Here is a 23858-nt window from a genome sequence, read left to right as displayed (position 1 = left end):
TTTCCCGTTCCGTTATGTCCCGCCAGCTCAGGTAAAATACAGCAGCACAATGATCAGCACGATGAACAGAATCAATACAAGCACAGCTTGGCGCTCAGCAATAGAGCGCGGGCTGTATCTCCGGCGCATTCTGCGGGTGCTTTGCCTGCCGGATACATCTTGGGCCCATGCCCGGGGCACGCTCCCTGCCACCCTCATCCGCTTCGCTTCCTTTCCCGGCCCCTGCCTGCAGAGCCACTATTGCATACTATTCGCAGCAGTAGTGCCGGGTGTTCATTTTGCCCTCCAGTCATGGACAATTAGAGACACAATGTTCATACTAGATGACAGTAAAGGAGCGATATGCACAATGAATCCAGAAACACTTGAACTGTTCAAAACACTGACTGAATTCCCCGCAGCCCCGGGTTTCGAACGTGAATTGCGCGCCTACGTCAAGGATGCACTGTCACCCTATACCGATGAGTTCGTACAGGACCGGCTTGGCAGCCTGTTCGGCGTGCTGCGCGGTGAAGAGAACGGGCCCAAAATCATGGTCGCCGGGCATTTCGACGAAGTTGGCTTTATGGTTACAGGCATTACCGATAAGGGGATGATCCGTTTCCAGCCCCTAGGCGGCTGGCTGGCCTCGGCGGTCGCCTCACAGCGGCTGCAGATTATCACCCCCAAAGGCACACTCACCGGGGTTGTCGGCAGCACTCCGATCCACTTGCAGAGCGAGGAAGAACGGAAGCAGCCAGGCGACATCCGTAAAATGTATATCGATATCGGTGCAGACAGCCGTGAAGAGGCGCAGAGCTTCGGCGTAGCTCCAGGGCAGCAGATCGTCCCGGTCTGCCCGTTCACTCCGCTGGCGAATCCCAAGAAAATTATGGCTAAAGCCTGGGACAACCGCTATGGTGTTGGCCTTGCGATTGAGCTGGTCCAGGCGCTGCACGGCAAGAAATTGCCGAACACTGTCTTCGCCGGGGCAACCGTACAGGAAGAAGCAGGACTGCGCGGTGCGCGCACCGCAGCCAATCTGCTGCAGCCGGATATTTACTTCGCCCTGGATGCCAGCGCCGCCGCCGATATGACCGGCGACCGCCAGGCTTTCGGCCACCTGGGGCAGGGTGCGCTGCTGCGCATTTACGATCCGTCGATGATTACTCACCGCGGACTGATCGAATATGTGCAGGATATGGCTGACACCCATAAGATCAAGTACCAGTATTTTGTCTCGCAGGGAGGCACTGACGCCGGCCAGGTGCATGTCAGCGGAATCGGCGTGCCGTCTGCTGTCATCGGCATCTGTTCCCGCTACATCCATACCGCCTCCTCCATCATTCACAGCGATGATTATGCAGCGGCCAAAGAGCTGCTGATCAAGCTGGTGGAGGGACTGGACCGCACAACCCTTCAGACCATACTTGAGAACAGCTAGACCGGAGAATCTTCAGCTTGACTGAGAACCGGGCTGAAGCATATTTTCCCGCTCGCTTATAAAGGCAGTTCTCCAATTGCAAAACGGGCTGACCAGGAATAGCTTTCCCGGGCAGCCCGTTTTTTATGGATAAGGGTACGGATCAATCAGTTCCGTGAACGCACCTCCTGGCGCATGAACAAGTAATAGGACAACCCGAAGCAGAGTGCAGTTGCTGCAAGCAGTCCGGTCAGCTGCGGCCAGACCAGCAGCAGGCTCTGACCCAGCGATAACGGGCTGGAGATCGCGCCCACCAGCTGATCCATCGTCAGCGGCCCCAAGGAACGGATGCCAGGCGAAAGCAGCGTGGTGATGGTCTCGGAGAACAGCTCAGTCGGCGAAAGCCGGTTCAGGGCAAGAATGAAATGGACATGGCGGAGCTGCTCGCTCACCGGGGCTGTCTGGGAGACGACGGTGGCACTGTCGATCAGGCTGATGATCATGCTGTAGAACAGAGTCAGGAACAGCCAGGCAGCGATACCGGACAAGGCGGAGGTGGCCGCCTGGCGGAACCGGATCGAGAACAGGATGGACAAATTCAGCCAGAACCCGATGTAGACTGTGGCGATGATCAGAAAAAACAATATGCGCCAGAACTCCTCAGGAGTCGGCGGATAGCCAATAGTAAGCAGGCCAAGCCCTGTAACCAGCAGCCCCAAAGAAAACACCACGACCGCAATCAGCAGCAGTGAAGCGGTGAATTTTGCTTTTAAAAAATCATCCCGGTAAACAGGCTGCGAGAGCAGACGTCCCAGAGTCCCTTTGTTCCGCTCCGAATTCACTGCGTCGAAGCCCAGCGAAATGCCGATCAGCGGACCCAGCCAGGACAAAAAGGTGGTAAAGGTCGGTATAGACAGGGTGCTGCTGGACAGCGTGAACATTTTTAGAAATAAAAAAGCCGCCGTCCCCTGATCCGCCTGTCCTCCGCTCTTAATGGAGCTGATGGAGGAATAGATCGAGCCGATACAGGCTAATACGATAATGCCGATCAGGATGGTGAACCGCCAGCTGCGGACATGATCCCCCATTTCCTTTTGCACCATGACCCAGAAGGCTGAGCCGCTGCCTCCTTCCCGTCCGTCCTGCCTGCTGTCTGCCCTCTCGGGGGTTTTACCGCCGCCCTGCAGCAGGGAGCGCAGCCTGGACCAGCCCACACGCAGCGGCGCCGCAGCATTTTGCGCTTTTACGGTCATCATCCTTCCTCCTTCCTTTCAAAGTAACGATGATAAATCTCATCCAGCCCAAATTCCTTGCGGGTGATGAAATGCAGCTCCGCACCGCTCTGTATGACCTGAGCAGCGATTGCAGAGGTCAGATTCCGGTCGCAGGTCAAGGTGGCCAGCACACTGCCCGGCGGTGCATTGTCACCTCTCCACTCCTCTGTTTTCATTCCCTGCACGCCTTCGACCGCCTGCAGACGTCCGGCCAGCTCCTCACTCCAGGGCTGGACAGCCAGCTCCACCTCAAAGCGCAGCTCCTGGTTAAGCTCCCTGGACAGCGCGGCAATATCTCCGCAGGCGATGAGCCGGCCTTTAACGAACAGTCCCACCCGGTCACAGATTTGCTGCACCTGCTGCAGCTGATGAGAGGATAGCAGTACAGTGATGCCTTCATTCCGGCTCAGTTCCGAAATCAGCACCAGCAGTTCCCTGACCCCTTCCGGGTCGATGCCGAGCGTCGGCTCATCCAGAATAATGACCTCGGGATTCTTGATCAGCACATCGGCCAGTCCCAGCCGCTGCCGCATCCCGCGGGAATAGGTGCCTACCTTGGCCCGCGCGCTGCCGGACAGGCCGACCTTTTCCAGCAGCCGCTTCGCGCTCTGCGCCGCTTCCTCCGCTTCAATCCCGTTAAGCCGGGCCGTATAGATCAAATTATCCAGCCCGGTACGGTCTTCGTAGAACCCGATATCATCAGGCATGTAACCCACCCGGCGCTTGACCTGCAGTGCATAGCGCGCCGGATCATACCCGCAGATCAGCGCACTGCCGGAGGTGCGCTCCGTCAGCCCGAGCATCATTAGAATCGTTGTTGTTTTGCCGGCGCCGTTCGGACCCAGCAGCCCAAAAACCTCCCCTTTGCGGATCGCAAGGCTTAAGTTATCTACAGCAGTAAAGGTGCCATACTGCTTGGTCAGGCCAGTTAATTCAATAACAGATGGACTAAATTCGTTGTTACCAGAATCATATACTCTATTTGCCGCTCCTGATGTTAAGCGCTGTTCGATATTTGTATCCATAACATCACCGTCTTCCGAATTTGCGGAACAGGTAATAGATTCCGCCGATGACAGCGGCAATAATCAACACGCCAATCCAGCCCCAGAATACAGAGGTCTTTACTGTAACCCGCATATCGGCCGTAGCTGATTTGGCTGCGGAAGCGGCGCTGAGCGTGACCACGTAATCCCCCGGCAGCGAATTGCTGCTGGATTTGATGACGGCCTGGGTGGTCGCGGTTGCTCCCGGCGCAATCGTACGGACGGTAGAAGGATCGAAGGAAACCTCCCAGCCCGTAGGCGTACCCTGCGAAGTCAGGGATACATCCTCAAGCGGAGCGCTGCCTGTGTTCGTAATCACCAGATTGATCCGCCGTTCCCCGCCAGCCTTTACATCTGTGCTCAGCAGATTGTCGGACGTGCTGAGCTGAATCCCATAGGTCCCGGTGACAACCGCTTCCAGTTCAGCCTGGGTATTGGTCGCTCCGCTAGTCGCCGTTACCGGGATTTTATAGGTGCCCGCCTTTACCTGTTCCGGCGGTTTGGCTTCGATACTGATATTCTTCTCTGCTCCGGCCTCCAGCGCAACAGAAGTCACACTGTTGCCGTCTGCCTTGATCCGCACATCCCATCCGTCCGCCGCTTGTGCGGCAAGCGCGTAGGACTGCTTCTGTGCGGTATGGTTCTTCAGCACCGCACTGTATGTGAAGGTGGTGTCGGAATGGCCTTCCATATTGGACTGGTCGACGGCCAGCTCGGTTTTGAAGGTCCCCTGCTCCGATACGTTGACTTTAAGCTTCAGCGAATCCTGCCCCGGAGCATTTACAGCAAAGGTGTAGCTTCCCTTGTTAATCTTCAGCGGTACCTCAAGCTGCAGGTTCACGCTCTGTGTTTCTCCGCCCTTGACAGCGAGCTGCTGAACCTGCCGCCCTCCGGCCGTCAGCTCATACTTCCAGAAGTTTCCCCCTGCGTCAAAGGACAGCCCCACCTTGGCTGTAGACGTGCCGTGGTTAATTACATCCACCGGATAGGTCACAGATTCACCCGGTGCCGCAGACAGCTCGACATAAGGTGTGTACAGCTCCACCGTTCCCGCAGCCGCCGCCTCAGGCAGTCCTGCATTTGAACTCCACACCAGGCCGGACAGCAGCAGGATCAGCAGTGCCGCCAGCGGTTTACCGCATCGTTTTAACATCAATAACTCCTCCTTCGGTAGTTCATCCGATAAAGATACGAACGGCAGCCGCCTTTGGATTTACTCCGGAAAATAAATTTTTTGAGGTCTTTAAAAAGAATAATTTTAGTGGTAAAAAGAAGAAAAGGGCAAAGACTACAGCGGGACTATGGCAGGCGAACAGGAAAAAGTGGCGGAAGCGGCCAGTCCCGAAATAGCAAAAACCACAAGCTCAAGCTATATTATCCAGACCGTCGGGCTGCCAATAGCTCAGTCGCATAAATGCCGAGCCGGGCCAGCCTAAGTGGAAAAAGTAAACCTAATTCGGGCCTTCTGGCTTCCAGATGACTTTATGTTGGAAAAAGCACACCTAAATGGAGTGAATCGCTGCTTAGGTATTGATTTTTCTAACACCAAGTGTACAAAATCCCACTAACGCTGCTGAGGAACGGATTCCAAGCGAAATAGTTGTACTAATTCCACTTGGCCTTCAGTTGGCAGGGACAATCCCAAAGAGTGGTTATTTGACGCTGGAACAGCACCCGGTATAGACGGAACAGAGCTGGAATTCAAGGTGTGTTTTGGGGGCGGATGGAGTTGGAGCCAGGTTGAAATGGACCTTGATGGAGCTGGAATTGAGTTCGAATCGGTTGGTTAATATGTTCGGACAATAGATTTTGAGAGAAATTGAACGGCATATAGTCCGAGGATGTTGCAAAGGGAGGAGAAACAGCGATGGACCCCCACAACGAGGCGATGGCCGCAGCACTGGCGCAAATGTGCGAAGGCTCCACAGCCGCGTTTGACGAATTTTATGGCTGCTATGCGCCTTTCGTCATGCAGATCGCCTACCGGCAGACACAGGATTGGATGGAGGCGGAGGATATCTGCCATGATATTTTTTTGGAGGTACTGCGAAAAGGCAGAGCCTACGACGCTTCACGCGGCACGGTCAAAGCCTGGCTGGCGGTAATGACCCGCAGCCGCTGCATCGACAGGCAGCGGCGCAAGGCCCGCACCGAACCGCTCGCCAATCCCGAGACTCAGCTCCGGGATCAGGACGGGCCGCAGGAAGATGCCGCGGTGCGCAAGCTGCAATGCGAAGCGCTGGGTCATGCCCTGCAGTCTCTTCCGGCCAACCAGAAAAAAGCGATTCTCGGCTCCTATTATGCCGCCCACACGCATCAGGAGCTTGCAGATTCCTGGAGCGTCCCGCTGGGCACGGTGAAATCATGGATAAAATACGGTGTTGCCAATATGCGCAGGCAATTCATTAAGCAAGGCTGGATCGAGCAGCCGGAAGGAGACATCCCCCATGAACCGTTACAAAAACGAAAATCCTGAGCCTTCGTACAGCGGCAGCGGCTCGCGTGTCCCCTTCCGCCATTACAGCGGCGAGGAATGGATCGATTGGATCGGCAATGACATACAAGGCAGCAAACGCGCAGAGATGGGCTTCCATCTGGAACACTGCCCCGCCTGCCGTGAGCTTTATGACACCTGGTTGCCGCTGCTGGCAGAACCGTCTCCGGCCCCGCAGCCGGCAAGACCCGCGGACGGATACAGCTCTGCCGGCGACGGGCACATCGGCGGCTCTTCAGAGCAGCAGGCCCCCCTCTACCCGTCAAGTGCAGTGCGGCGGAGGTTACGACGCCGCGTCCGCTGGACGGGATGGCGGCACAGAGTCGAAGGCCTTCGTCCGGCCTACCGGCGCGGGGCTGCGGCCCTCGCCTTGTGCGGCGCAGTGGGTATCATGCTGCTCGGGCTGTTCGGGACGGAGCAGAGCGGCCGCTCGGAGCGCAACCGCTATGTGAGCAGCTATGAGCCCCAGGCTATGGCGGTGCTGAGCAGGCCGGAGACGGTTGCCTACCCGCTGGACTGGAGCCGGAGGGACCAGTTCTCCGGGAATGTCTGGTACAACGGCAGCTCCCAGGAACTGTTCGTGCTGATCGAAGATGTCGCGCTCGGCGACGGCCAGTCCATCCAGGCCTGGGCCGTTAAGAACGGCAGCCGGAATACGCTGGGACTGGTTCAGATTGAAGATGCCAAGGGCCATCTGTATGTAAAAGGCAGCCAGCTGCGGGAAGCAGACAACATCGCGCTGACGGTGGAGCCGACAGGCGGCAGCCTCAGCCCAACTTCTCCGGATGCTGCTTGGGTGCATCTGCTTAAGCGGTAAAAGGTTTAGCTTGATTGCATTCCATACAGTAGACATTCATCCCGCCGCGTGGCCCCCTAGAGGATGCAAATATAAGCATGAGGATGAATTTGCAGGATCGAATGCTGATATTTCAGCACGTAAAAATGCATTCTGCTGCATTACACGCAATGAATTTCCTTGATGGAGGCGCTGGAGGCTTGCCATTTAGTTCAGCGAGAGCCGCGGGCGGGACTCCCTACACCAGGACTCTGTTCACAGCAAAGGGGGTTTGCGCCTCAGCCGGTGCATGAGCCGGCTGAAGTGCAAACCCCCTATTGATAAATTTTATTTTAATTTCGCATATTCTTTCATTACGGACTGGTGTACCGCATGATCTGCAGCAATACCCGTGTATTTCGTTACAGCGGCTTCGGTGCCAAGCTCTGCAACGGCAGCCTGAAGCTCAAGAGCTTCAGGATCATCCTTCACATCAAACAGTAAAGCTCCCGCCATGGAACGGGTCAGCGCCGTATAGCCCAGTCCTCTGTTATACGCCTGCATTGCCGGGGAGACCAGGCGGTCATTCGGGGACAGCTTGCGCAGCGGCGAACGGCCGACACGGGACACTTCATCCGTCAGCGCAGGATTGCGGAAGCGCTCTAGGATTTTGTCGATATACCTGCTGTGCTGCGCCTCATCGAATCCATGCTTCTGAATCAGCACCGCGCCGGTTTCCTCCAGCACTTCGCGGACCTGTGCAGTCAGGGCTTCATCGGCCATGGCCTGCTGGATCGTCTCATAGCCGCGCAGATACCCCAAATAAGCAGCCGAGCAATGCCCCGTGTTCACTGTGAACAGTTTGCGCTCAATGTACGGCTCAAGATTATCCACATAATGAACTCCCTCTACAGGCACATATCCGGGAATCATCTGCGAAGAGTCAATCACCCATTCATAGAATGGCTCCACCACGACCTTCAGGATATCCTCATGCTGCTGCAGCGGTACAATCCGGTCTACAGCCGCGTTCGGGAAGGCTACGGAGGCTTCCGCTTTGGCACAGGATTCCCCGTCCAGCTTGGCGTATACCAGCTCTTTGAGCTGGGCGCTGCCGCCGATGGCATTTTCGCAGGCAATGACATGCAGCGGAGCGGAGGAGACGGCCACCCGTCTGCGGATGCCTTCCGCGACCACACCGGCGATATGCTTAAGAATGGTTACTCCGACAGCCGTCGTGACGAGATCGGCTTCAGCAATGGCCGCCGCCACTTCCTCTGCATGGGTCACGCTGCTCAGCGCAGTCACATTTTTGACGACCACGGTTTCCTGTCCTTCACTGGCCAATGTCACCGGATATTCCTTACGCTCCTGAAGCTGGGAGACAAAAGCCTCATTAACATCGACGAAGCATACTTTATACCCCGCCTGCGACAGCAGTAAGCCGATAAAACCTCTGCCGATATTGCCTGCACCGAAATGGACCGCTTTCATTACTCCAGTCCTCCTTCAAAGATCGCAATGACATCAGCCGGAGTAGGGGCATTCATCACCCGTTCAATTGCATCGTCTTCCGTAAAAATCATTGCCACATTCGTCAGCACTTCCATATGCCCGTCTCCGGCGGCTGCAATGCCAATGACCACAAAAGCAGGCTCATCCCCGCCAAAATCCACACCGTCCGGAAAACGGATGACCGACAGCCCGGTGGATTTGATAAAAGGTCTGGCTTCCTTGGTGCCATGGGGTATCGCCAGCCCTCCGCCCATATAGGTGGATACCACCTCTTCGCGCTCCAGCATCTTTGGCACATATTCCTCTGTTACATGTCCGGCATCGACCAGCAGCTTTCCGGCCATGGTGATCGCTTCGTATTTATCTTTGGCGGCACCGTTCATAATCACTTTGTTTTCAGACAGTATGCTCATATGTTTCCTCTCACTTTCACATTTTATTTTCGAAAAAATGAAGCAGCTCCGACGATAAATATCGCCTGATCTCGGGCTCGGTCCGTTCCTCCAGCAGTTTGACCAGCTCCGAATTCAGCAGCAGGGCGCTGATCTCGCTGAGCACCTCCAGACTCTCCTTAGACAGCCTGCGCGGGGCCAGCATGAGCAAAATGACGCGGACCTCGGTCCCGCCCTCGAGCAGCACCGGCTGACTCAGCCTGTATAGGGTCAAGGAGGACATATGGACATGGCTGCTCCGGGTATGGAACAGCGCAAGCCCTGTATCCGGGATCACCTGGCTGGCCATCCGCTCCCGCTCCAGCAGGCGCTCCAGCAGGATATCCGCGTCACCAACCACGCCGCTGCCATTCAAAAGCTCCAGCATACCGGCCAGCGTACGGGATAAGGACAGGCCGGTGTTGTCGAGCGGATGGAAGCGGAACCGCTCCAGCAGGCTGACCGCCTCATCCAGAATTCCCTTGTAGCTCTTCAGCCGGTCCAGCGCCGCGGCTTCCTCACGGACAGGCTGATCAGACTCGCCGGGTGAAGCCGGCTCCCGGTTCTTCAGCGTGATATTTTGGATATAACTCAGCAGCTTTTCTATCTCTTCCCCTGTGAGCAGGGGGCTGATTTTGATATAGCGTTCCTTGCCGATCGGCAGGTCGATGGTTGAAATGATCAGATCATAATCCGTACCGGGCAGACGCGCGGCCTCATACCAGGAGATGTTGCCGAGCACTTCAATCTGCGGCATCTCCTTGGCCAGCCTTGTGGCGAGCAGCCTGGAGGAGCTAAGGCCGCTGGCACAGACCAGAATCGCCCGGACACTGCGCTTCAGCTGGTTCAGCCTCTCCGTGGATGCGCCAAAATGCATGACCAAAAAACCGATCTCTTCGTCCGGAATCGTCAGCTCAAGCCCGATATCCTGGGCAGCCGCGCGGACAATCGTGAATAAATAATCATAATCCTTGCGGATGGGCCCAAGCAGCGGATTTCGGATACGCGTGCCTTCCCGGATACGCTTCAGCGCCGGGTCCATATGCTCCAGCAATCCTTCGCGCAGCGAACGGTCCCGCTGAAAAGGCAGCCCCGTGCGTTTCGCCACACTCTCTGTCAGCCTGTATACAATCTCCATCAGCTCAATATCGCCGTAAGCGATTCCGCTTGAGGAGAACGACTCCTGTACCCGGTCGAACAATCCGGCCATGTAGAGAATCTCTGCGCGGGCAAACTCCTGTCCGAGTGCCGCTTCCAGCCGTTTCACGAACTGCTCTGCTCCGGCTATGCTGAGGTGATCGGATACCCGGGAGAATCCAGCATCTTCTCCACTCTTGATCCCCCGGCCGATCTCGATCCCCCGGCCGATCTCGATCCGCCGGGTGGTTACAGCCAGCCCCAGCAGCATTTCCATGTAAACGATTTCGGGGAGCTCCGCGGTCCATTTCCATTCCATGTCCCACAGTATGCTCTCCACCGTCATCAGACGGCCTTTGCCGACGGTAGTCAGCAAAAGGCGGAAAACCGGATTGCTCTCGCTCCGCGGCGCATGCCCTACGAGATCAGACAGGTCCAGGTGCTCGGCAGCCAGCCGGCAGATGGCCCGGCGCTTGTCGGCTTCCAGACCTGCAATCTCAACACCGTACCCCCGCCTTCGGACCAGCTCCAGACCGAATTTGCGGACCCACGGCTCCAGTTCATCCAGGTCATAGCTGATCGTCGCTACCGTTACTTTGAGCGAATGGGCCAGCGTGAACAGCTTCACCGGCTCTTCAGCTTCCAGCAGCGTGCACAGCTCATAGATTTTGCGGTCCTCCCCGGAATACTCCGCAGGCTTTTCTTCCCGCAAAAACAGACGCAGCTCCGCAAGAGCGTCCTCAGATCCGCTCAAAGCGATGCCCTTTCCTGATTTCCTGATCAGATCGAGCCCGAAATCCCCCAGCAGCTGCTCAATATCTTCCATTTCCCGGTGAACCGTCCGTACGCTCACTCCAGTCGACCCGGCGATTTCAGCAGCAGTGATCTCTTCCTTCACACCTAAGAGAATCCATAGCATCTGGCGCTGTCTTGCGGTAATTTTTTTCATAACCTGTGTCCCTCGCCTTAACTGGAGACAAACGCTGGCCTGCCTGAGGTCCAGCGTTTGTCTCCTAATTTAGCTGTATACAGATCGACCCAGCTTCCTTACTTCAAACGTTCCACCAGCTCGTCATATTTCGGACTCTTCAGGAAGTTGTCTATCGAGATATGCTCAGCGTTCGGATTGCTGGCAATCGCCCGTTCCGTCAGCGTTTTCTGGGTGACTACAATGTCAGCATCCGCAGGGATTTCACTGACCGCAGAGTTCACAACCGTAATGTTGACGCCTGCATTCTGGAGCTTCTTCCGCAGAACGGAAGCGCCCATTGCACTGGAGCCCATCCCTGCGTCGCAAGCAAAGACGATCTTGTTGACATCTCCTTTGTTGCGTACGTTGGCTGCTACATTAGGAGAGATTACATTCGCTGTAGTTGCATTTGAGTTGTTAGCCGAAGTGCCAGCAGCTTTCATATCGCGCATTTTGGCAGACGCTTCTTCCAGATCCACTTCTTCCTCGTTGTTCTTGCTGCTGGTCTTAAGCAGAAGTGCAGCGATCAGGAAGGAAACAACGGTTGCTACAATAACACCGGCAAACATCGGTCCATAACCGCCCTTAGGCGTCATTGCAAGGTAAGCGAAGATACTGCCCGGCGATGGTGAAGAGGTAAGTCCCGCACCCAGAAGCTGGAAGGTAAAGGTACCGCTTACACCGCCGCCGATGACTGCCAGAATCAGACGCGGATTCATCAGGATATACGGGAAATAAATTTCATGAATCCCCCCGAGGAAGTGGATGATTACCGCACCCGGTGCGGATGATTTGGCCGAACCTTTGCCAACCAGCCAGTAAGCAAGCAGGATACCAAGACCTGGTCCAGGGTTGGATTCCAGCATGAACAGGATGGATTTCCCGATCCGCGCCGATTCTTCGGCAGCGATAGGACTCAGAATTCCGTGGTTGATCGCATTGTTCAGGAACAATACCTTTGCCGGCTCGATAATGAGGTTAACCAGCGGCAGCAGGTTGTGATTGACAAGAAATTCAACACCGTCAGATAAAATATTGGTCAGTCCCTGAACCAGCGGCCCGATCCCTTTGTAGGCTCCCAGCGTCAAAATACCGCCGATAATCCCGAGCGAGAAATTGTTGACCAGCATTTCGAATCCTGCTTTGATTTTTCCTTCAACTGCACGGTCGAAGACTCTCAGCACCCAACCCGCCAATGGCCCGACAATCATAGCTCCAAGGAACATTGGGATGTCTGCCCCGACGATAACCCCCATGGTCGCAATCGCACCGATGACACCGCCGCGCTTGCCATTGACCATCTGTCCGCCTGTGTAACCAATAAGCAGCGGCAGAAGGAACTTGATCATTGGGTCAACCAGCATTGCCAGATCTTTATTGGGTAACCAGCCGGTCGGAATGAACAAAGCCGTAATTAACCCCCAGGCGATAAAAGCGCCGATATTCGGCATAACCATACCGCTGAGCATGCGGCCGAATTGTTGAACCTTCACCCTTACGCCACCGGATGAAGTTTGCGTTGTTGCTGTTGTGGCCATTTTAAATGCCCCCTTATGTTAGTGAATGGGATGCCCCATCTTGAAGCTCTTTGAAAGGTTATCCCTTATGCAGTCATCGTAAATCAAAGCGCTTTCTTTGTCAGCAAATTGAAAACACGGTTTCGTCATGAACATTGTTGACAACATTTAAGAGTTCCTGCCAAAGGGCTATTTACCGGCTTTTTTTATCCTCCGAACGACCTAATCCACAAAAACGGAAGCCTGCATTTTACTGCAAGGCCTCCGCCGTCAGATTCATTATTCAAATGTAAAATCCGTTATTCGCAACCGTAATCTGGTACCAGTAGAAGCTGGCCTTCTTTGTTCTTGCGAGTGTCTTGATCCACATGGATCAGGCCAAACCGGATCGTGCAGCCCTTTTCTGATCCGCCACTATACCCTCCACCGGCTCGTCATTATAGCATGCACCATTTCCCGTAATATAAACCGGAATATCTCCATACAATTCATGAATGCGGCTCCAAGAACGGCTTAAAACCCTTGCGGATAGATCGGCCAGCCGTTGTTTCCGCCTTTTCCGGCCGCGGTGCGCTCAACAACGGCACTTTTGCCGTTGTTTCCAGCTTTTCCGGCCGCGGCGCGCTTAACAACGGCACTTTTACCGTTGTTTCCTCCTTTTCCGGCCGCGGCGCGCTTAACAACGGCACTTTTGCCGTTGTTTCCAGCTTTTCCGGCCGCGGTGCGCTCAACAACGGAACTTTTGCCGTTGTTTCCAGCTTTTCCGGCCGCGGTGCGCTTAACAACGGCACTTTTGCCGTTGTTTCCAGCTTTTCCGGCCGCGGCGCGCTTAACAACGGCACTTTTGCCGTTGTTTCAGCTTTTCCGGCCGCGGCGCGCTCAACAACGGCGCTTTTGCCGTTGTTTCCAGCTTTTCCGGCCGCGGCGTGCTTAACAACGGCACTTTTGCCGTTGTTTCCAGCTTTTCCGGCCGCGGCGTGCTCAACAACGGCGCTTTTGCTGTTGTTTCCAGCTTTTCCGGCCGCGGAGTGCTTTACAACGGCACTTTTGCCGTTGTTTCAGCTTTTCCGGCCGCGGCGCGCTCAACAACGGCGCTTTTGCCGTTGTTTCCAGCTTTTCCGGCCGCGGTGCGCTCAACAACGGCGCTTTTGCCGTTGTTTCCAGCTTTTCCGGCCGCGGTGCGCTCAACAACGGCGCTTTTGCCGTTGTTTCCAGCTTTTCCGGCCGCGGCGTGCTTTACAACGGCACTTTTGCCGTTGTTTCCAGCTTTTCCGGCCGCGGCACGCTTAACAACGGCACTTTTGCCGTTGTTTCCCCTCCCGCCCCAAGCAAAAAAGGCTGTCCCGAAACTCCCGGGACAGCCTCTGCACAACCAAACTCAAATCATATCCAGCGGTACCTTCCAGGCCGGCTGCGGAAAAGCATCATCAAGCTTCCAGCATTCCTCTTCGCTCAGCCGGATCTTCGCGGCTGCGGCGTTTTCGGTGACATGCTCGCGGCTCGATGCTTTGGGGATGGCAATTACATCATCTTCCCGGATGCTCCAGGCCAGCATGATCTGCAACGGGGTTGCCCCATGTTTCTGTGCTATCTCCTGTACGGTCTCATTCTCCGCCAACCCTTTGCGGAGCGTGCCTGCCTGGGCCAGCGGCGAGTAAGCCATTACAGGGATCTTGTGGGTACGCTGCCATGGCAGCAGCTCATGCTCAATGCCCCGTGAGCCGAGATGATAGAGGACCTGATTTACAGCACAGCGGTCTCCGCCAGGAATGCGCAGCAGCTCCTTCATATCCCCGGTATCGAGGTTGGATACGCCCCAGCGGGCGATTTTACCGGAGGCTACGAGCTGTTCCATTCCCTTAACCGTCTCTTCCAGCGGGATTTTCCCCCGCCAGTGCAGGAGGTACAAGTCCAGATGATCCGTTCCCAGACGCTTCAGACTTTCTTCACAGCTGCGGGTAATCCGGTCCAGACCGGCATTATCCGGGTGCACCTTGGAGACGAGAAAAACCTGATCCCGGATGCCCCGGATGGCTTCACCCACCATTTCTTCGGAACGGCCGTCCCCATACATTTCGGCGGTATCAATGAGATTCATGCCCAGCTCCACCCCCAGCCTGAGAGCAGCTATTTCCTCATCACGCGTGGCTGTGCTGTCGCCCATGTTCCAGGTTCCCTGGCCCATTTTTGTCACAGCAGTTCCGTCCTTGAGTGCGATAGTACCGGATATATTGGTGTTCATGAACAAAGTCTCCCTTAACCATTAGATTGGATTACCTTATTATACCTACTATATATACTTACCATGTTGCCTCAATCGAAACATCGTACAGGTATCCATTTCGTGAAAACTGCTGCCGCATAGCCTGCTATGGTTATCCGAAAGTATGCGCCAACAGTCTGGTTATGACAGCTATTATACAGTGGAACCTCTACACAATCCAAAATAGCGTCCATTCTCTTTGCAGCGGATGGGGAAGGTTCGGCCGAAGGACGGTAATCTCCACCCACACACTAAATCCGTTCTCTATCGCCAGCCTCTCCAGCAGCACCTAGCTTAATAATACTCTGAACGCCTGGGAATTACAGGTAATTTATGGGAATTGTTGAAACTCTAGAGCACTGTAGCGAACTGTAGGGAACTGTTGTAATTCTAGCGAACTGGAGCCAACCGTTGCAAACTGTTGTAATTCTAGAGCACTAGAGTGAATCGTAGCGAACTGTTGTAATTCTAGAGCACTAGAGTGAACCGTAGCGAACTGTTGTAATTCTAGGGTGCTAGAGTGAACCGTAGCGAACTGTTGTAATTCTAGGGTGTAGAGTGAACCGTAGCGAACTGTTGTAATTCTAGCGAACTGGAGCAAACTGTAAGTGAAGCTGGCAACCAGCTATCCTCCATAGCAAACCTTATTGGAAAAAGTGAACTTAATTCTCGCTTATCCCGCTCCCCGCAAGCGTTAGTTGGAAAAAGGATACGACTGTTGATTAACCTATATTTAGGAAATTTAAGTTACAGGATAGGAACACCCTCCATTCGAGCGGCAAAGATTGTAGGCGAAATAACCGATCGAATTCGGCGAATGTTAGTTTTGCGGTGCTATGGACCGAAGCATTCCCTTGGTCAAACAGATATTTGAGCAGAACGTACACCAATAAAGCCGTATAGAGCTGTCCATATACCGCATTTGGCGTGGTCCCAAATAATCTTGGAACATTCAGTTGTTGCTTAATCCAGCGAAAAAATACTTCGATCTGCCAACGTTTTCGATAAATCTCCGCGATTTTCTCAGGCGAATGCCAGTGCAAATTCGTTGCTAAGATGACGGGGTTGCCTTTCGGATCTCGCAAGATCACCACTCGAAACGTCGCTCGGAAAGGGCCTTGTTTTTTCCAAGCTGGCAGGTCAGATCTTGTTCAATGCTTCCCGTGAACGGTTTCTTACGTATTCTAGGAACGGGATCATGAAAGGTCGTGTTGTCCCGAAGCCGGATCACAAAATACTGACGCTCGATTTGCATGTCGTAAGCGTCGAAAAACTTGTGTTTTCCGTAAGAACGATCGCGACCAGAATGCGTGTCGGATCGATGAGCTCCGCACAACTGTTGAGATCATGCTCATTTCCTGTGGTCTCCGTTACCCGATGCAATTCCCTCCGGTCCGCTATGATTGCGACATGGAGTTTAATCCCGGATTTTTGCCCGCGAATGGGAGCCCAAGGAAGTCGGCCCATCCCCACCGTGACTTGAGTGGAGTCGACGACAAGCAGTTCTTTTGGGATGCCAAGGGAACGCTTCGTTTTGCGATTGCACAGCTCAATCATGATTGCCAGCAAACGCTTGAAGAGTGCAAACGGAACCTGTTTCGCTTTTTTGGAGAGGGTAGAGTGGTCCACCGCTCGTTGACCGTAATGAGCCATTTGCTGCTCGCCATCGCGGTACCCGCGCCATTGCTGGAAGGCCGCTTCACTAAGAAATAAGAACAAATCGTACACGGTAAATTTTCTAGCAACATCGATATATCCCAGTTCTTCCAGGATTGGCTTCATTCGTTCCGGGGGAATCACCGATTGCAGAATGTTCGATAATGAAGTAGACTTTTTCATGAGGTCGCCTCGTCTCGGATGTTTGTAGGGGTACAAACACTTTACCGAATCGGCGGCCTTTTTTCTACATTTTTTTGGTTAATCAACAGCCGTAGAAAAAGGATAACTAAATCGACCCATCCTCCCCTTTTCGGGGGAATTCGTGTAATTTAAGTTTACTTTTTCCCACTAATCCCTCCTGCAGATAGCTTTTGGGTAAATTTAAGTGGAGAAAATCCAACTTGGATCCCCTATTACACTCTGCAATCGTCATTCGCTTCCCTATTACACTCTGCAATCGTGGTTCGCTTCCCTGCTACCCCCTGCAATCGTCAATCGCTTCCCTATTACACTCTGCAATCGTCGTCCGCTTCCCTGTTGCCCCCTGCAATCGTGGTTCACTTCCCTATTACACTCTGCAATCGTCGTCCGCTTCCCTATTACACTCTGCAATCGTCGTCCGCTTCCCTATTACACTCTGCAATCGTCGTCCGCTTCCCTGTTGCCCACTGCAATCGTGGTTCACTTCCCTATTACACTCTGCAATTGTCGTCCGCTTCCGCACCCTGCAAAACGCCAGCATATCCACCTCATGGCCTTCAAGCAAATCAGCCTAATAACTTGAGGCCGACGGCTGCTCCGAGAATCATTACAATGCAGATAATCCGCCGTAATTCGCGTTCCTCCCCATAAAGAAGCATACCGAGCACCGCTCCCCCGGAAGCGCCAATTCCTGTCCATACTGCATAGGCCGTTCCCATCGGGAGAGTGTTCATCGCCTGTGACAGCAGCAGCAGACTGCCGCCAAAACCCAGCAGAAACAGGCAGAGGGTCTGCCAATTGCGGTTCAACTGCAGCTTTCCGAGCATAGCCACTCCGAGCATCTCACAACAGCCTGCGGCAATTAGCATCAGCCAGTCCATGTTATGACACCTCCTTTGTATGGGAATTTCCGGTAACAAGCTTCAATCCAATGACTCCGGCCAGCAGCACCAATATAAGTACTAATTTGATCCATCGGAACGGTTCACCGAACCAGAGCATATCTGCCAGAACAGTACCTGCCGTGCCTAATCCAACAAATACAGAATACACCGTGCCTACCGGCAGTTTTCTGCTCGCTACGATTATGGTATAGAAGCTGACCAGCAGCGCCAGTCCCGTAATCAGCCATTCCCAGGGAACCGAAGCATGCTTCAGCCCGATTACCCACACTACCTCCAAGCAGGCGGCACCTGCAATTTTGAACCATGCGCTATTGTTTTTCATGATTGAATCGCCTCCTCTGATTCCAAACAAATAAGCCCGGAAGGCCATCGTCCAATGACGATACCTCCCGGGCTTTTATCCCTCCGTGTTGACACGGAATTATTACTCCGTGCGTTTTCCCTCGGACCTGCCAGCCTAAATGCGCCGCGGAACCCTAGAAAACTAAAAAAGAATTATTAAGTTACATCGTATGTTAGCAAATTCCCGGGCGAAAGGCAACCCCTAGTTTGTTCAGCAATTCCAGTCCCATCTGCGGACAGCATTTCGAATGCGCCTATCAGCAGCACTATCGGAGCTATCGGCAGCACTGTCGGTGCTATCAGCAGCACTATCGGAGCTATCAGCAGCACTATCGGAGCTATCAGCAGCACTGTCGGTGCTATCGGCAGCACTATTTAGAGACTTACTCAGCAGTATTATTTGTTGATTCGGTTCATAGTACTCTCATCAGCATCATATAGACTTTTTCATCCGCATCATTATCGAGGTTCACTCCCGTGACTGCTATGTCCGGGCTCATTCAGCAAACACTCTGTATGCCTAATGCTCAAGCAAAATTGCTGCTCCCCAAGGAGCCAGCTCAAGTTCCTCTCCCGGGGCAAACTCCCGTCCCGACAGCAGCTCTTCCGCAGGGCCGTGCGGATAAACCAGTGACTGCGGCGAGTCAGAGTAATTAAAGTAATAGCGGACCGTCTGGTTCTGCGGATTGATGCCTGTCTTAACGATCAGCGGAAAAGCCAGCTCCTGGTCCGCCCCCCATAATCCGGCCTCCTGCACCGCTGCTCTCAGGATGCTGCCTGCCAGCTCCGGGCTTGTCATGCAGCCGATATAGGTCGCGCTCCCCTGGCCGTAACGGTTCCGGGTCACTGCGGCATATTGGCCCCAATGCGGATGATCGTACCGGAGCAGCACCTCCGCCGTCGTCGGCGTTATTAGCTCCATCCACGCTTCCACGCGGTTGTCTCCGGCGCAGACTGCCGCATTCTCGCTCTTCAGCGACACCTCATGCGGTGTCACGAACAGGCTGTAGCCGATCCCGCAGGCCTCGCTGATGATCCCCGGCTGGACAGTGGTACGCACCTTGACGGTTTCGTCCGCGAACCCGCTTTTGAACGAGTACACGGCATGGCCGCCTTGTCTTACGTATTCATTCAGACGCTCCAAAGCCTCATCGGAGACCGCATACAGCGCCGGGACAATAATGAGACTGTACTCGGACAGCCCGGCATAGCCCGGCTGAATGAAATCGCATTCGATGTTCATCCGGTACAGCCCGTCATACAGCCAGCGCACGACGTCGTTGTAGTTCTTGCCATCCGGCAGCTTGAACCACTCCATTGCGCTCAGGGCTTCGTTGCTGACCATTACAGCAACCTTGTTCTTCTTGTGCAGGCCGAACAGCGATCCGCTCAAACGTGCAAAATCCCTGCCAATCGTAATTGCCTCGTTATACACCGGGTTCGGCTTGAAATCATGGCTGAGCAGCCCTTTCCAATACGTCTCGAATGAATTATGAATGGAGTGCCAGTGCCAGTAGGCTACCATATTCGCGCCGGAGGCCAGATGGCTGAAGGCTTGCAAACGGAGCTGCCCCGGATATGGAGTCCAGTGGGGAAAAGCCTGTGCCTGCGTCTCCAGCACCAGGTAGTTGCTGCGCTTCAGCGAGCGGGCCATATCGCCGCCGAAGGCGATCTCCGTTCCGGTCAGCTCGTGCTGCGAGGGATGGTAAATATCCACGCCGGCAATATCGAAGGCCTCTGCGGCGGCAAAGTGGTCGACGGATGGCTGCACTCCGTACGAATACCCCCGCCATTCAAAATCAAAGTTCTGCGTGACGAACTGCCCCGGCTGCTTATACTCGTTCACCAGTGCCGCCTGCCAGGCCAGAAAATCCGTCACCAGCCCGCGCTGGAAACGGGCGAACTCCGCCCCGAGACTGCCGTTAATGGTGCCCACCACCGAAGGGAAGTCCTCCCAGCTGTTGATCCGGTTGCTCCAGTAGTCCAGCCCGAAACGGCGGTTGACCTCTTCCAGTGTTCCGAATTTCTCCCGCATATATTTGACGAACAGCAGCTGTACATTGTCTCCGGCCGTCTCGTAATGCTTGGTTTCATTGTCTGTCTGGTAGCCGATCACCGCCGGATGCTTGCAGACCCGGCTGATCAGCTTGCGGATGATCCGCTCCGCATGGAACAGATAGGCGGGACTGGTAATATCCATTATCTGACGCGCGCCGTATTTACCCGGTCCCTTGGGCGTTACGGCCAGGACACCCGGGTGCTCCTTCACCAGCCATGCGGGTACGGCATAGGTCGGTGTTCCGACGATCACCGCGATCCCCGCCGCATGCATCGCGTCCAGCACCCGGTCAACCGAGGTGAAGTCGAACACGCCGTTCTGCGGCTCATGGGTACTCCAGGTGGATTCAGCAATGCGGACTGTGTTGATGCCCGCCGCCTTCATCATGGCAATATCTTCATCGAGCCTCTCGCAAGGCATATATTCGTCGTAATAGGCCACGCCGTAGCGAAGTTGATTCATTATTGTTCTTTTCCTCCCTCGTGGATGCATTAGACGTTTGGAACTGTAGGAGCGGCAGTGTCCGCCTAAAAGCTTTCCGCTGGAAAGCTCGCTTCGGAAGCATAGGCAAGGTTTGGATTTCTACCGCAAATCGCGGGTACAATCAGGAAGTCCAAACAATCCCGCAGTACGGCCAAACCCAATTTTAAAATTTGAGGTTCACCTTATATCACTCAGACTCAGCCCTTAATTGCTCCCTCGGCGATCCCCTGCATAATAAACTTCTGGAAGAACCCGTAGATGACAATGACTGGGAGTGCGGTCAGCACCAGTGCGGCCAGAATGAGCGACCACTCCTTGTTGTATTCCCCAAACAAAGTATTCGTGGACAGGATCAGCGTGTATTTGTTGGCATCCGTAAGCATCAGCAGCGGCAGCAGGAAGTCATTCCAGATCCACAGGAAGTCGAGAATCGCAATGGTTACGGTAATCGGCAGCAGCAGCGGAAAGATGATGCGGAAAAAGGTCTGGAACTCACCGCAGCCGTCAATGCGCGCCGCTTCCTCCAATTCGCGGGGAATGGACTTCACAAAGCCATGATACAGGAAAATTGCCATATTTACCCCAAGACCGATATAGATCAGGGCAAGGCCGTAGGTGCTGCCGCTGACATGCAGGGATTTGGCCATCCGGGTCAGCGGAATCATGATCGAATGAAACGGCACCAGCATCGAAGCGATGAACAAGGAGAAGATCGCTGCGCTAAGCCTTCCGGAGGTCCGGGACAGCTTATAGCCGGCCAGGGCAGCACAGAAGATAATGCCTCCAATCCCGATCACAGACACAATCACCGAGTTGAGCGTGCTGTGCAGCAGGTTGATTTTATCAAAAGCCTGGCTGTAGTTCTCGAAATGCAGCTTGGTCGGCAGCGCTATAAAGGAAGTGAACATCTCGCCCTGGGTTTTCACGGAATTGATGATCGCCAGATAGATCGGGAAGAAGGAAATGACGGCACCGATAGACAGAAACAAAGTAATGAACAGCGAAGCTCCTTTTCTCAGTCTCATGCTTCCACCTCTTTTCGTTTCATGACACCAATCTGGATGAAGGTGAAGATCAGGATAATGACGAACAGAATCACCGATTTGGCGCTGGCATACCCGTAGCGGAAGTTGTTGGAGAATGCCTCTTCATAAATATTCATCGTGATGACCTGCGTACTGCGCCCCGGGCCGCCACCCGTGAGGCCATAGACCACCTCGAACACTTTAAATGCTCCGTTCAGGGTTAAGAAGAAGCAGATGGTCACTGCATGCGTAATCATCGGCAGCGTTACCTTACGGAACGTCTGAAACGGGCTGGCACCATCGATAACGGCGGCTTCCTTGAGGCTTTGCGGCACACCCTGCAGGGCAGCCAGATATATAATCATCATATAGCCGACGCCATTCCACAGCGATACGATTATGATCGAATAAAAGGATACCTTGGGATCGCCGATCCACAGCTGGTCCAGAAAGGACATGGCCGTTTTCTCCGCAATTTGCGGCAGCACCTGGGAGAACACGAAGGTCCACATAAAGGCGCTGATAATCGTGCTGATCATATTCGGCATGAAAAAGAGGGTGCGGAAGAAGCCTTTGGTTCTGGTTTTCGTCTCAATGAACACGGCAAGCACCAGCGCAAATACATTTTGCAGGACAATCATGAACAGCACATATTTAAGCGTAAACATAAGCGAATGCACGAAATCGGGATCTTCACGAAGCGCTTCAATAAAATTACCCAGTCCGATAAAAGAATAATTGCGGTTCAGGCCGTTCCAGTCCGTGAAGCTGTAGTACATGCCGCCGATTGTGGGGATCAGCAGAAACAATAAGTAGATGATAAATGCGGGCGCGACGAAAGCAAGCAGCGAAACAATATGTTTATAGCTCTTGACCGGCACAGTATCCGCCCCTCTCCTTCTATGATGTGGGCAGCAGCAAACAGGGATGGAGGAAAATGGGGTTCAACCGCTCTTCCATCCCTGATCGTCTGCCGCAGCTTATTTATTCACTTTGTTGTAGGATTTCCACGCTTTATCGAGTGCCTTCAGCACATCATCCTGCGACATTTGTCCGGCGTAGTATGCCTGCAGCCCTTTGCCCACCTCATCTTTGACCGATTGCGGAATGGCCGGGTCCTGTACGGACTTGCCTGCTTTGACATAGGTGGTAGCTTCAGTGATCCAAGGGTAGCTTTCATAGGTATGAACGGTGGATACCGGATTGAACTTCATCGCCTGGAAAAGCCCGTTGGACGCCTGGTCGTCCAGCACATAGTTAAGGAAATCAAGTGCGACTTCTTTATTTTTGCTGGTTGGAGACACTGCCAGCGACGTTGAAGCGCTGAGATTGATCAGCGTTGCCTCCGGGTTGTCGTTAATCGGCAGCGGAGCTACGCCAAAGTCCAAATCGGGGTTCGACTTAAGGATCGTTTCGGCATACCATGGGCCCATCAGCCACATCGCCCCCTTGCCTGCGGCAAAAGCTGCTGCTCCGTCATCACCGCCGACTTCAGTGGCTTTGGCTGTGCCGTTCTCATTGATCAGATCGAATACATCAAAGATCGCCGATTTCATTTCACTGAAGGAGCCTTCGTCCTTGTTCATCTTGTTCACGAATTCAGGATCTTCGGTTTTCATCATCCCGCCCACTGCCAGCGGCAGCACCAGCTGCGGAATCCAGGACTCCTTATAGGAGAGGACAAATGGGGTTACATTGTTGGCTTTGAGCTTCCCGATGACTGTCTTCATCTCGGTCAGAGTCGTCGGTGGAGTCAGTCCCTGCTCGCTGAAGATTTTTTTATTGTACAGATAACCCCAGGAGAGGGTTTCCAGCGGCAGCGCCACAACCTTGCCGTCTGTAGTGGTCACTGAAGGCTTCACGCTGTCCAGCAGCTTGCCGACAAACGGCTGGCTGGTCAGATCCTCCAAATATCCGGCTTTATAATAGGACGGGATTTCGTTGACAGCATGGATGGCGAAAATATCCGGCGCGTCATTCGAAGCAAGCCGCGTCTTGAGAATCTGGGAAGCATTGTCCGCCGTTGGCATTTCCAGCTGTACGGAGACATCGATGTTTTTGTCCGCTTTCTCTTTCTTCACGAACTCGGCGATGTAGTTGTCATACTGCTCCTTGAAGCGCGGCTGCGCGATGAACATCTTCAGTGTGACGCTTTTGGCGCTGGCACTTCCGCTGCCGGTGCTTGCATCGTCTCCGGCTGCATTGCCTGCATTTCCGCCGTTATTGCTGCCGCAGCCTGCAAGAAGTGCAGCGGCGAGGAATGTGACGAGTAACCCTTGGCTCATCTTTTTCATGCTGTAAGACCTCCCAATGTCTGTGTTTTGTTTACGCTTTCATTGTATCCTGAATATGAAAGCGTT

General features: G+C 54.0%; 22 protein-coding genes and 1 riboswitch. Of the genes, 4 read left to right on the top strand and 18 right to left on the bottom strand.

Annotation, left to right across the window (positions count from 1 at the left end; genetic code table 11):
- Nucleotides 1-27 precede the first annotated feature (27 nt).
- Nucleotides 28-198, bottom strand: a complete 171-nt coding sequence (locus PGRAT_RS33135; RefSeq protein ID WP_155990563.1) for a hypothetical protein — start codon at nucleotides 196-198, stop codon at nucleotides 28-30.
- Between the two features lie 151 nt (nucleotides 199-349).
- Between PGRAT_RS33135 and PGRAT_RS08515 the strand changes: the two genes are divergently transcribed.
- Nucleotides 350-1423 carry a M42 family metallopeptidase gene (locus PGRAT_RS08515; protein ID WP_025709225.1) on the top strand — a complete coding sequence of 358 codons (1074 nt, stop codon included), beginning with the start codon at nucleotides 350-352 and terminating at the stop codon, nucleotides 1421-1423.
- Between the two features lie 146 nt (nucleotides 1424-1569).
- On the opposite strand, the gene PGRAT_RS08510 is transcribed toward PGRAT_RS08515, so the two are convergent.
- From PGRAT_RS08510 to PGRAT_RS08500, 3 genes are read right to left on the bottom strand one after another with little or no spacing between them, the layout of a single operon-like run.
- Complete coding sequence (locus PGRAT_RS08510; RefSeq protein ID WP_155990564.1) at nucleotides 1570-2658, bottom strand: ABC transporter permease; 1089 nt, start codon at nucleotides 2656-2658, stop codon at nucleotides 1570-1572.
- Nucleotides 2655-3701: an ABC transporter ATP-binding protein gene (locus PGRAT_RS08505; RefSeq protein ID WP_025709229.1), complete on the bottom strand. Its 1047-nt coding sequence runs from the start codon at nucleotides 3699-3701 to the stop codon at nucleotides 2655-2657. Before PGRAT_RS08505 ends, PGRAT_RS08510 begins: the two co-directional genes overlap by 4 nt.
- 4 nt (nucleotides 3702-3705) lie before the next feature.
- Nucleotides 3706-4875, bottom strand: a complete 1170-nt coding sequence (locus PGRAT_RS08500) for a COG1470 family protein (protein ID WP_025709230.1) — start codon at nucleotides 4873-4875, stop codon at nucleotides 3706-3708.
- Between the two features lie 714 nt (nucleotides 4876-5589).
- On the opposite strand from PGRAT_RS08500, the gene PGRAT_RS08495 reads away from it, so the two are divergent.
- Together PGRAT_RS08495 and PGRAT_RS08490 are read left to right on the top strand one after the other, a co-directional pair.
- Nucleotides 5590-6198, top strand: coding sequence for an RNA polymerase sigma factor (locus PGRAT_RS08495; RefSeq protein ID WP_025709231.1), 609 nt, complete (start codon nucleotides 5590-5592; stop codon nucleotides 6196-6198).
- Nucleotides 6170-7033 carry an anti-sigma factor gene (locus tag PGRAT_RS08490; protein ID WP_042266385.1) on the top strand — a complete coding sequence of 288 codons (864 nt, stop codon included), beginning with the start codon at nucleotides 6170-6172 and terminating at the stop codon, nucleotides 7031-7033. The genes PGRAT_RS08495 and PGRAT_RS08490 overlap by 29 nt, the downstream gene beginning before the upstream one ends.
- A gap of 306 nt (nucleotides 7034-7339) precedes the next feature.
- On the opposite strand, the gene PGRAT_RS08480 is transcribed toward PGRAT_RS08490, so the two are convergent.
- The 5 genes from PGRAT_RS08480 to PGRAT_RS34885 form a co-directional block, all read right to left on the bottom strand.
- Nucleotides 7340-8485 (bottom strand): mannitol-1-phosphate 5-dehydrogenase, encoded by a 1146-nt coding sequence (locus tag PGRAT_RS08480; protein WP_042266384.1) that lies wholly within the window; start codon nucleotides 8483-8485, stop codon nucleotides 7340-7342.
- On the bottom strand, nucleotides 8485-8919 hold the full coding sequence (locus tag PGRAT_RS08475) for a PTS mannitol transporter subunit IIA (RefSeq protein ID WP_020432921.1): 435 nt from the start codon (nucleotides 8917-8919) through the stop codon (nucleotides 8485-8487). The genes PGRAT_RS08480 and PGRAT_RS08475 overlap by 1 nt, the downstream gene beginning before the upstream one ends.
- Nucleotides 8920-8935: 16 nt before the next feature.
- Nucleotides 8936-11023: a BglG family transcription antiterminator gene (locus PGRAT_RS08470; RefSeq protein ID WP_025708501.1), complete on the bottom strand. Its 2088-nt coding sequence runs from the start codon at nucleotides 11021-11023 to the stop codon at nucleotides 8936-8938.
- 98 nt (nucleotides 11024-11121) lie between these two features.
- Nucleotides 11122-12582, bottom strand: coding sequence for a PTS mannitol transporter subunit IIBC (locus PGRAT_RS08465; RefSeq protein WP_025708502.1), 1461 nt, complete (start codon nucleotides 12580-12582; stop codon nucleotides 11122-11124).
- A gap of 352 nt (nucleotides 12583-12934) precedes the next feature.
- Nucleotides 12935-13048: a family 1 glycosylhydrolase gene (locus tag PGRAT_RS34885; RefSeq protein ID WP_162165105.1), complete on the bottom strand. Its 114-nt coding sequence runs from the start codon at nucleotides 13046-13048 to the stop codon at nucleotides 12935-12937.
- A gap of 35 nt (nucleotides 13049-13083) precedes the next feature.
- On the opposite strand from PGRAT_RS34885, the gene PGRAT_RS33125 reads away from it, so the two are divergent.
- On the top strand, nucleotides 13084-13851 hold the full coding sequence (locus PGRAT_RS33125; protein ID WP_156124056.1) for a hypothetical protein: 768 nt from the start codon (nucleotides 13084-13086) through the stop codon (nucleotides 13849-13851).
- A gap of 88 nt (nucleotides 13852-13939) precedes the next feature.
- Here PGRAT_RS33125 and PGRAT_RS08450 read toward each other — a convergent pair whose 3' ends face one another.
- The 9 genes from PGRAT_RS08450 to PGRAT_RS08415 all read right to left on the bottom strand — a co-directional run bounded on the left by PGRAT_RS08450 (nucleotide 13940) and on the right by PGRAT_RS08415 (nucleotide 23792).
- Nucleotides 13940-14803 carry an aldo/keto reductase gene (locus PGRAT_RS08450; protein WP_025707260.1) on the bottom strand — a complete coding sequence of 288 codons (864 nt, stop codon included), beginning with the start codon at nucleotides 14801-14803 and terminating at the stop codon, nucleotides 13940-13942.
- Between the two features lie 743 nt (nucleotides 14804-15546).
- Entirely contained in the window at nucleotides 15547-15915 is a 369-nt protein-coding gene (locus PGRAT_RS34880; RefSeq protein WP_425311851.1) for a transposase, read from the bottom strand.
- A 136-nt stretch (nucleotides 15916-16051) separates the two neighbouring features.
- Entirely contained in the window at nucleotides 16052-16663 is a 612-nt protein-coding gene (locus PGRAT_RS33115) for a hypothetical protein (RefSeq protein ID WP_052415704.1), read from the bottom strand.
- Nucleotides 16664-17250: 587 nt separating this feature from the next.
- Nucleotides 17251-17565: a DMT family transporter gene (locus tag PGRAT_RS08440; RefSeq protein ID WP_025703396.1), complete on the bottom strand. Its 315-nt coding sequence runs from the start codon at nucleotides 17563-17565 to the stop codon at nucleotides 17251-17253.
- A gap of 1 nt (nucleotide 17566) precedes the next feature.
- A complete protein-coding gene (locus PGRAT_RS08435; protein WP_025703397.1) occupies nucleotides 17567-17911 on the bottom strand; it encodes a DMT family transporter in 345 nt (114 codons plus the stop codon).
- Nucleotides 17912-17973: 62 nt separating this feature from the next.
- A riboswitch (guanidine-I (ykkC/yxkD leader) is annotated at nucleotides 17974-18080 on the bottom strand.
- 371 nt (nucleotides 18081-18451) lie between these two features.
- Nucleotides 18452-20452, bottom strand: a complete 2001-nt coding sequence (locus tag PGRAT_RS08430) for a beta-galactosidase (protein WP_025703398.1) — start codon at nucleotides 20450-20452, stop codon at nucleotides 18452-18454.
- 218 nt (nucleotides 20453-20670) lie between these two features.
- Entirely contained in the window at nucleotides 20671-21498 is an 828-nt protein-coding gene (locus PGRAT_RS08425; RefSeq protein ID WP_025703399.1) for a carbohydrate ABC transporter permease, read from the bottom strand.
- Complete coding sequence (locus tag PGRAT_RS08420; RefSeq protein ID WP_025703400.1) at nucleotides 21495-22379, bottom strand: carbohydrate ABC transporter permease; 885 nt, start codon at nucleotides 22377-22379, stop codon at nucleotides 21495-21497. The genes PGRAT_RS08425 and PGRAT_RS08420 overlap by 4 nt, the downstream gene beginning before the upstream one ends.
- Before the next feature lie 99 nt (nucleotides 22380-22478).
- Nucleotides 22479-23792 (bottom strand): ABC transporter substrate-binding protein, encoded by a 1314-nt coding sequence (locus PGRAT_RS08415; protein WP_025703401.1) that lies wholly within the window; start codon nucleotides 23790-23792, stop codon nucleotides 22479-22481.
- Nucleotides 23793-23858 lie beyond the last annotated feature (66 nt).

Source organism: Paenibacillus graminis, from assembly GCF_000758705.1.
GTDB lineage: Bacteria > Bacillota > Bacilli > Paenibacillales > Paenibacillaceae > Paenibacillus_AQ > Paenibacillus_AQ graminis.
Note: the sequence above shows the minus strand (reverse complement) of the source record. Positions and strands in the feature narration are given on the sequence as shown.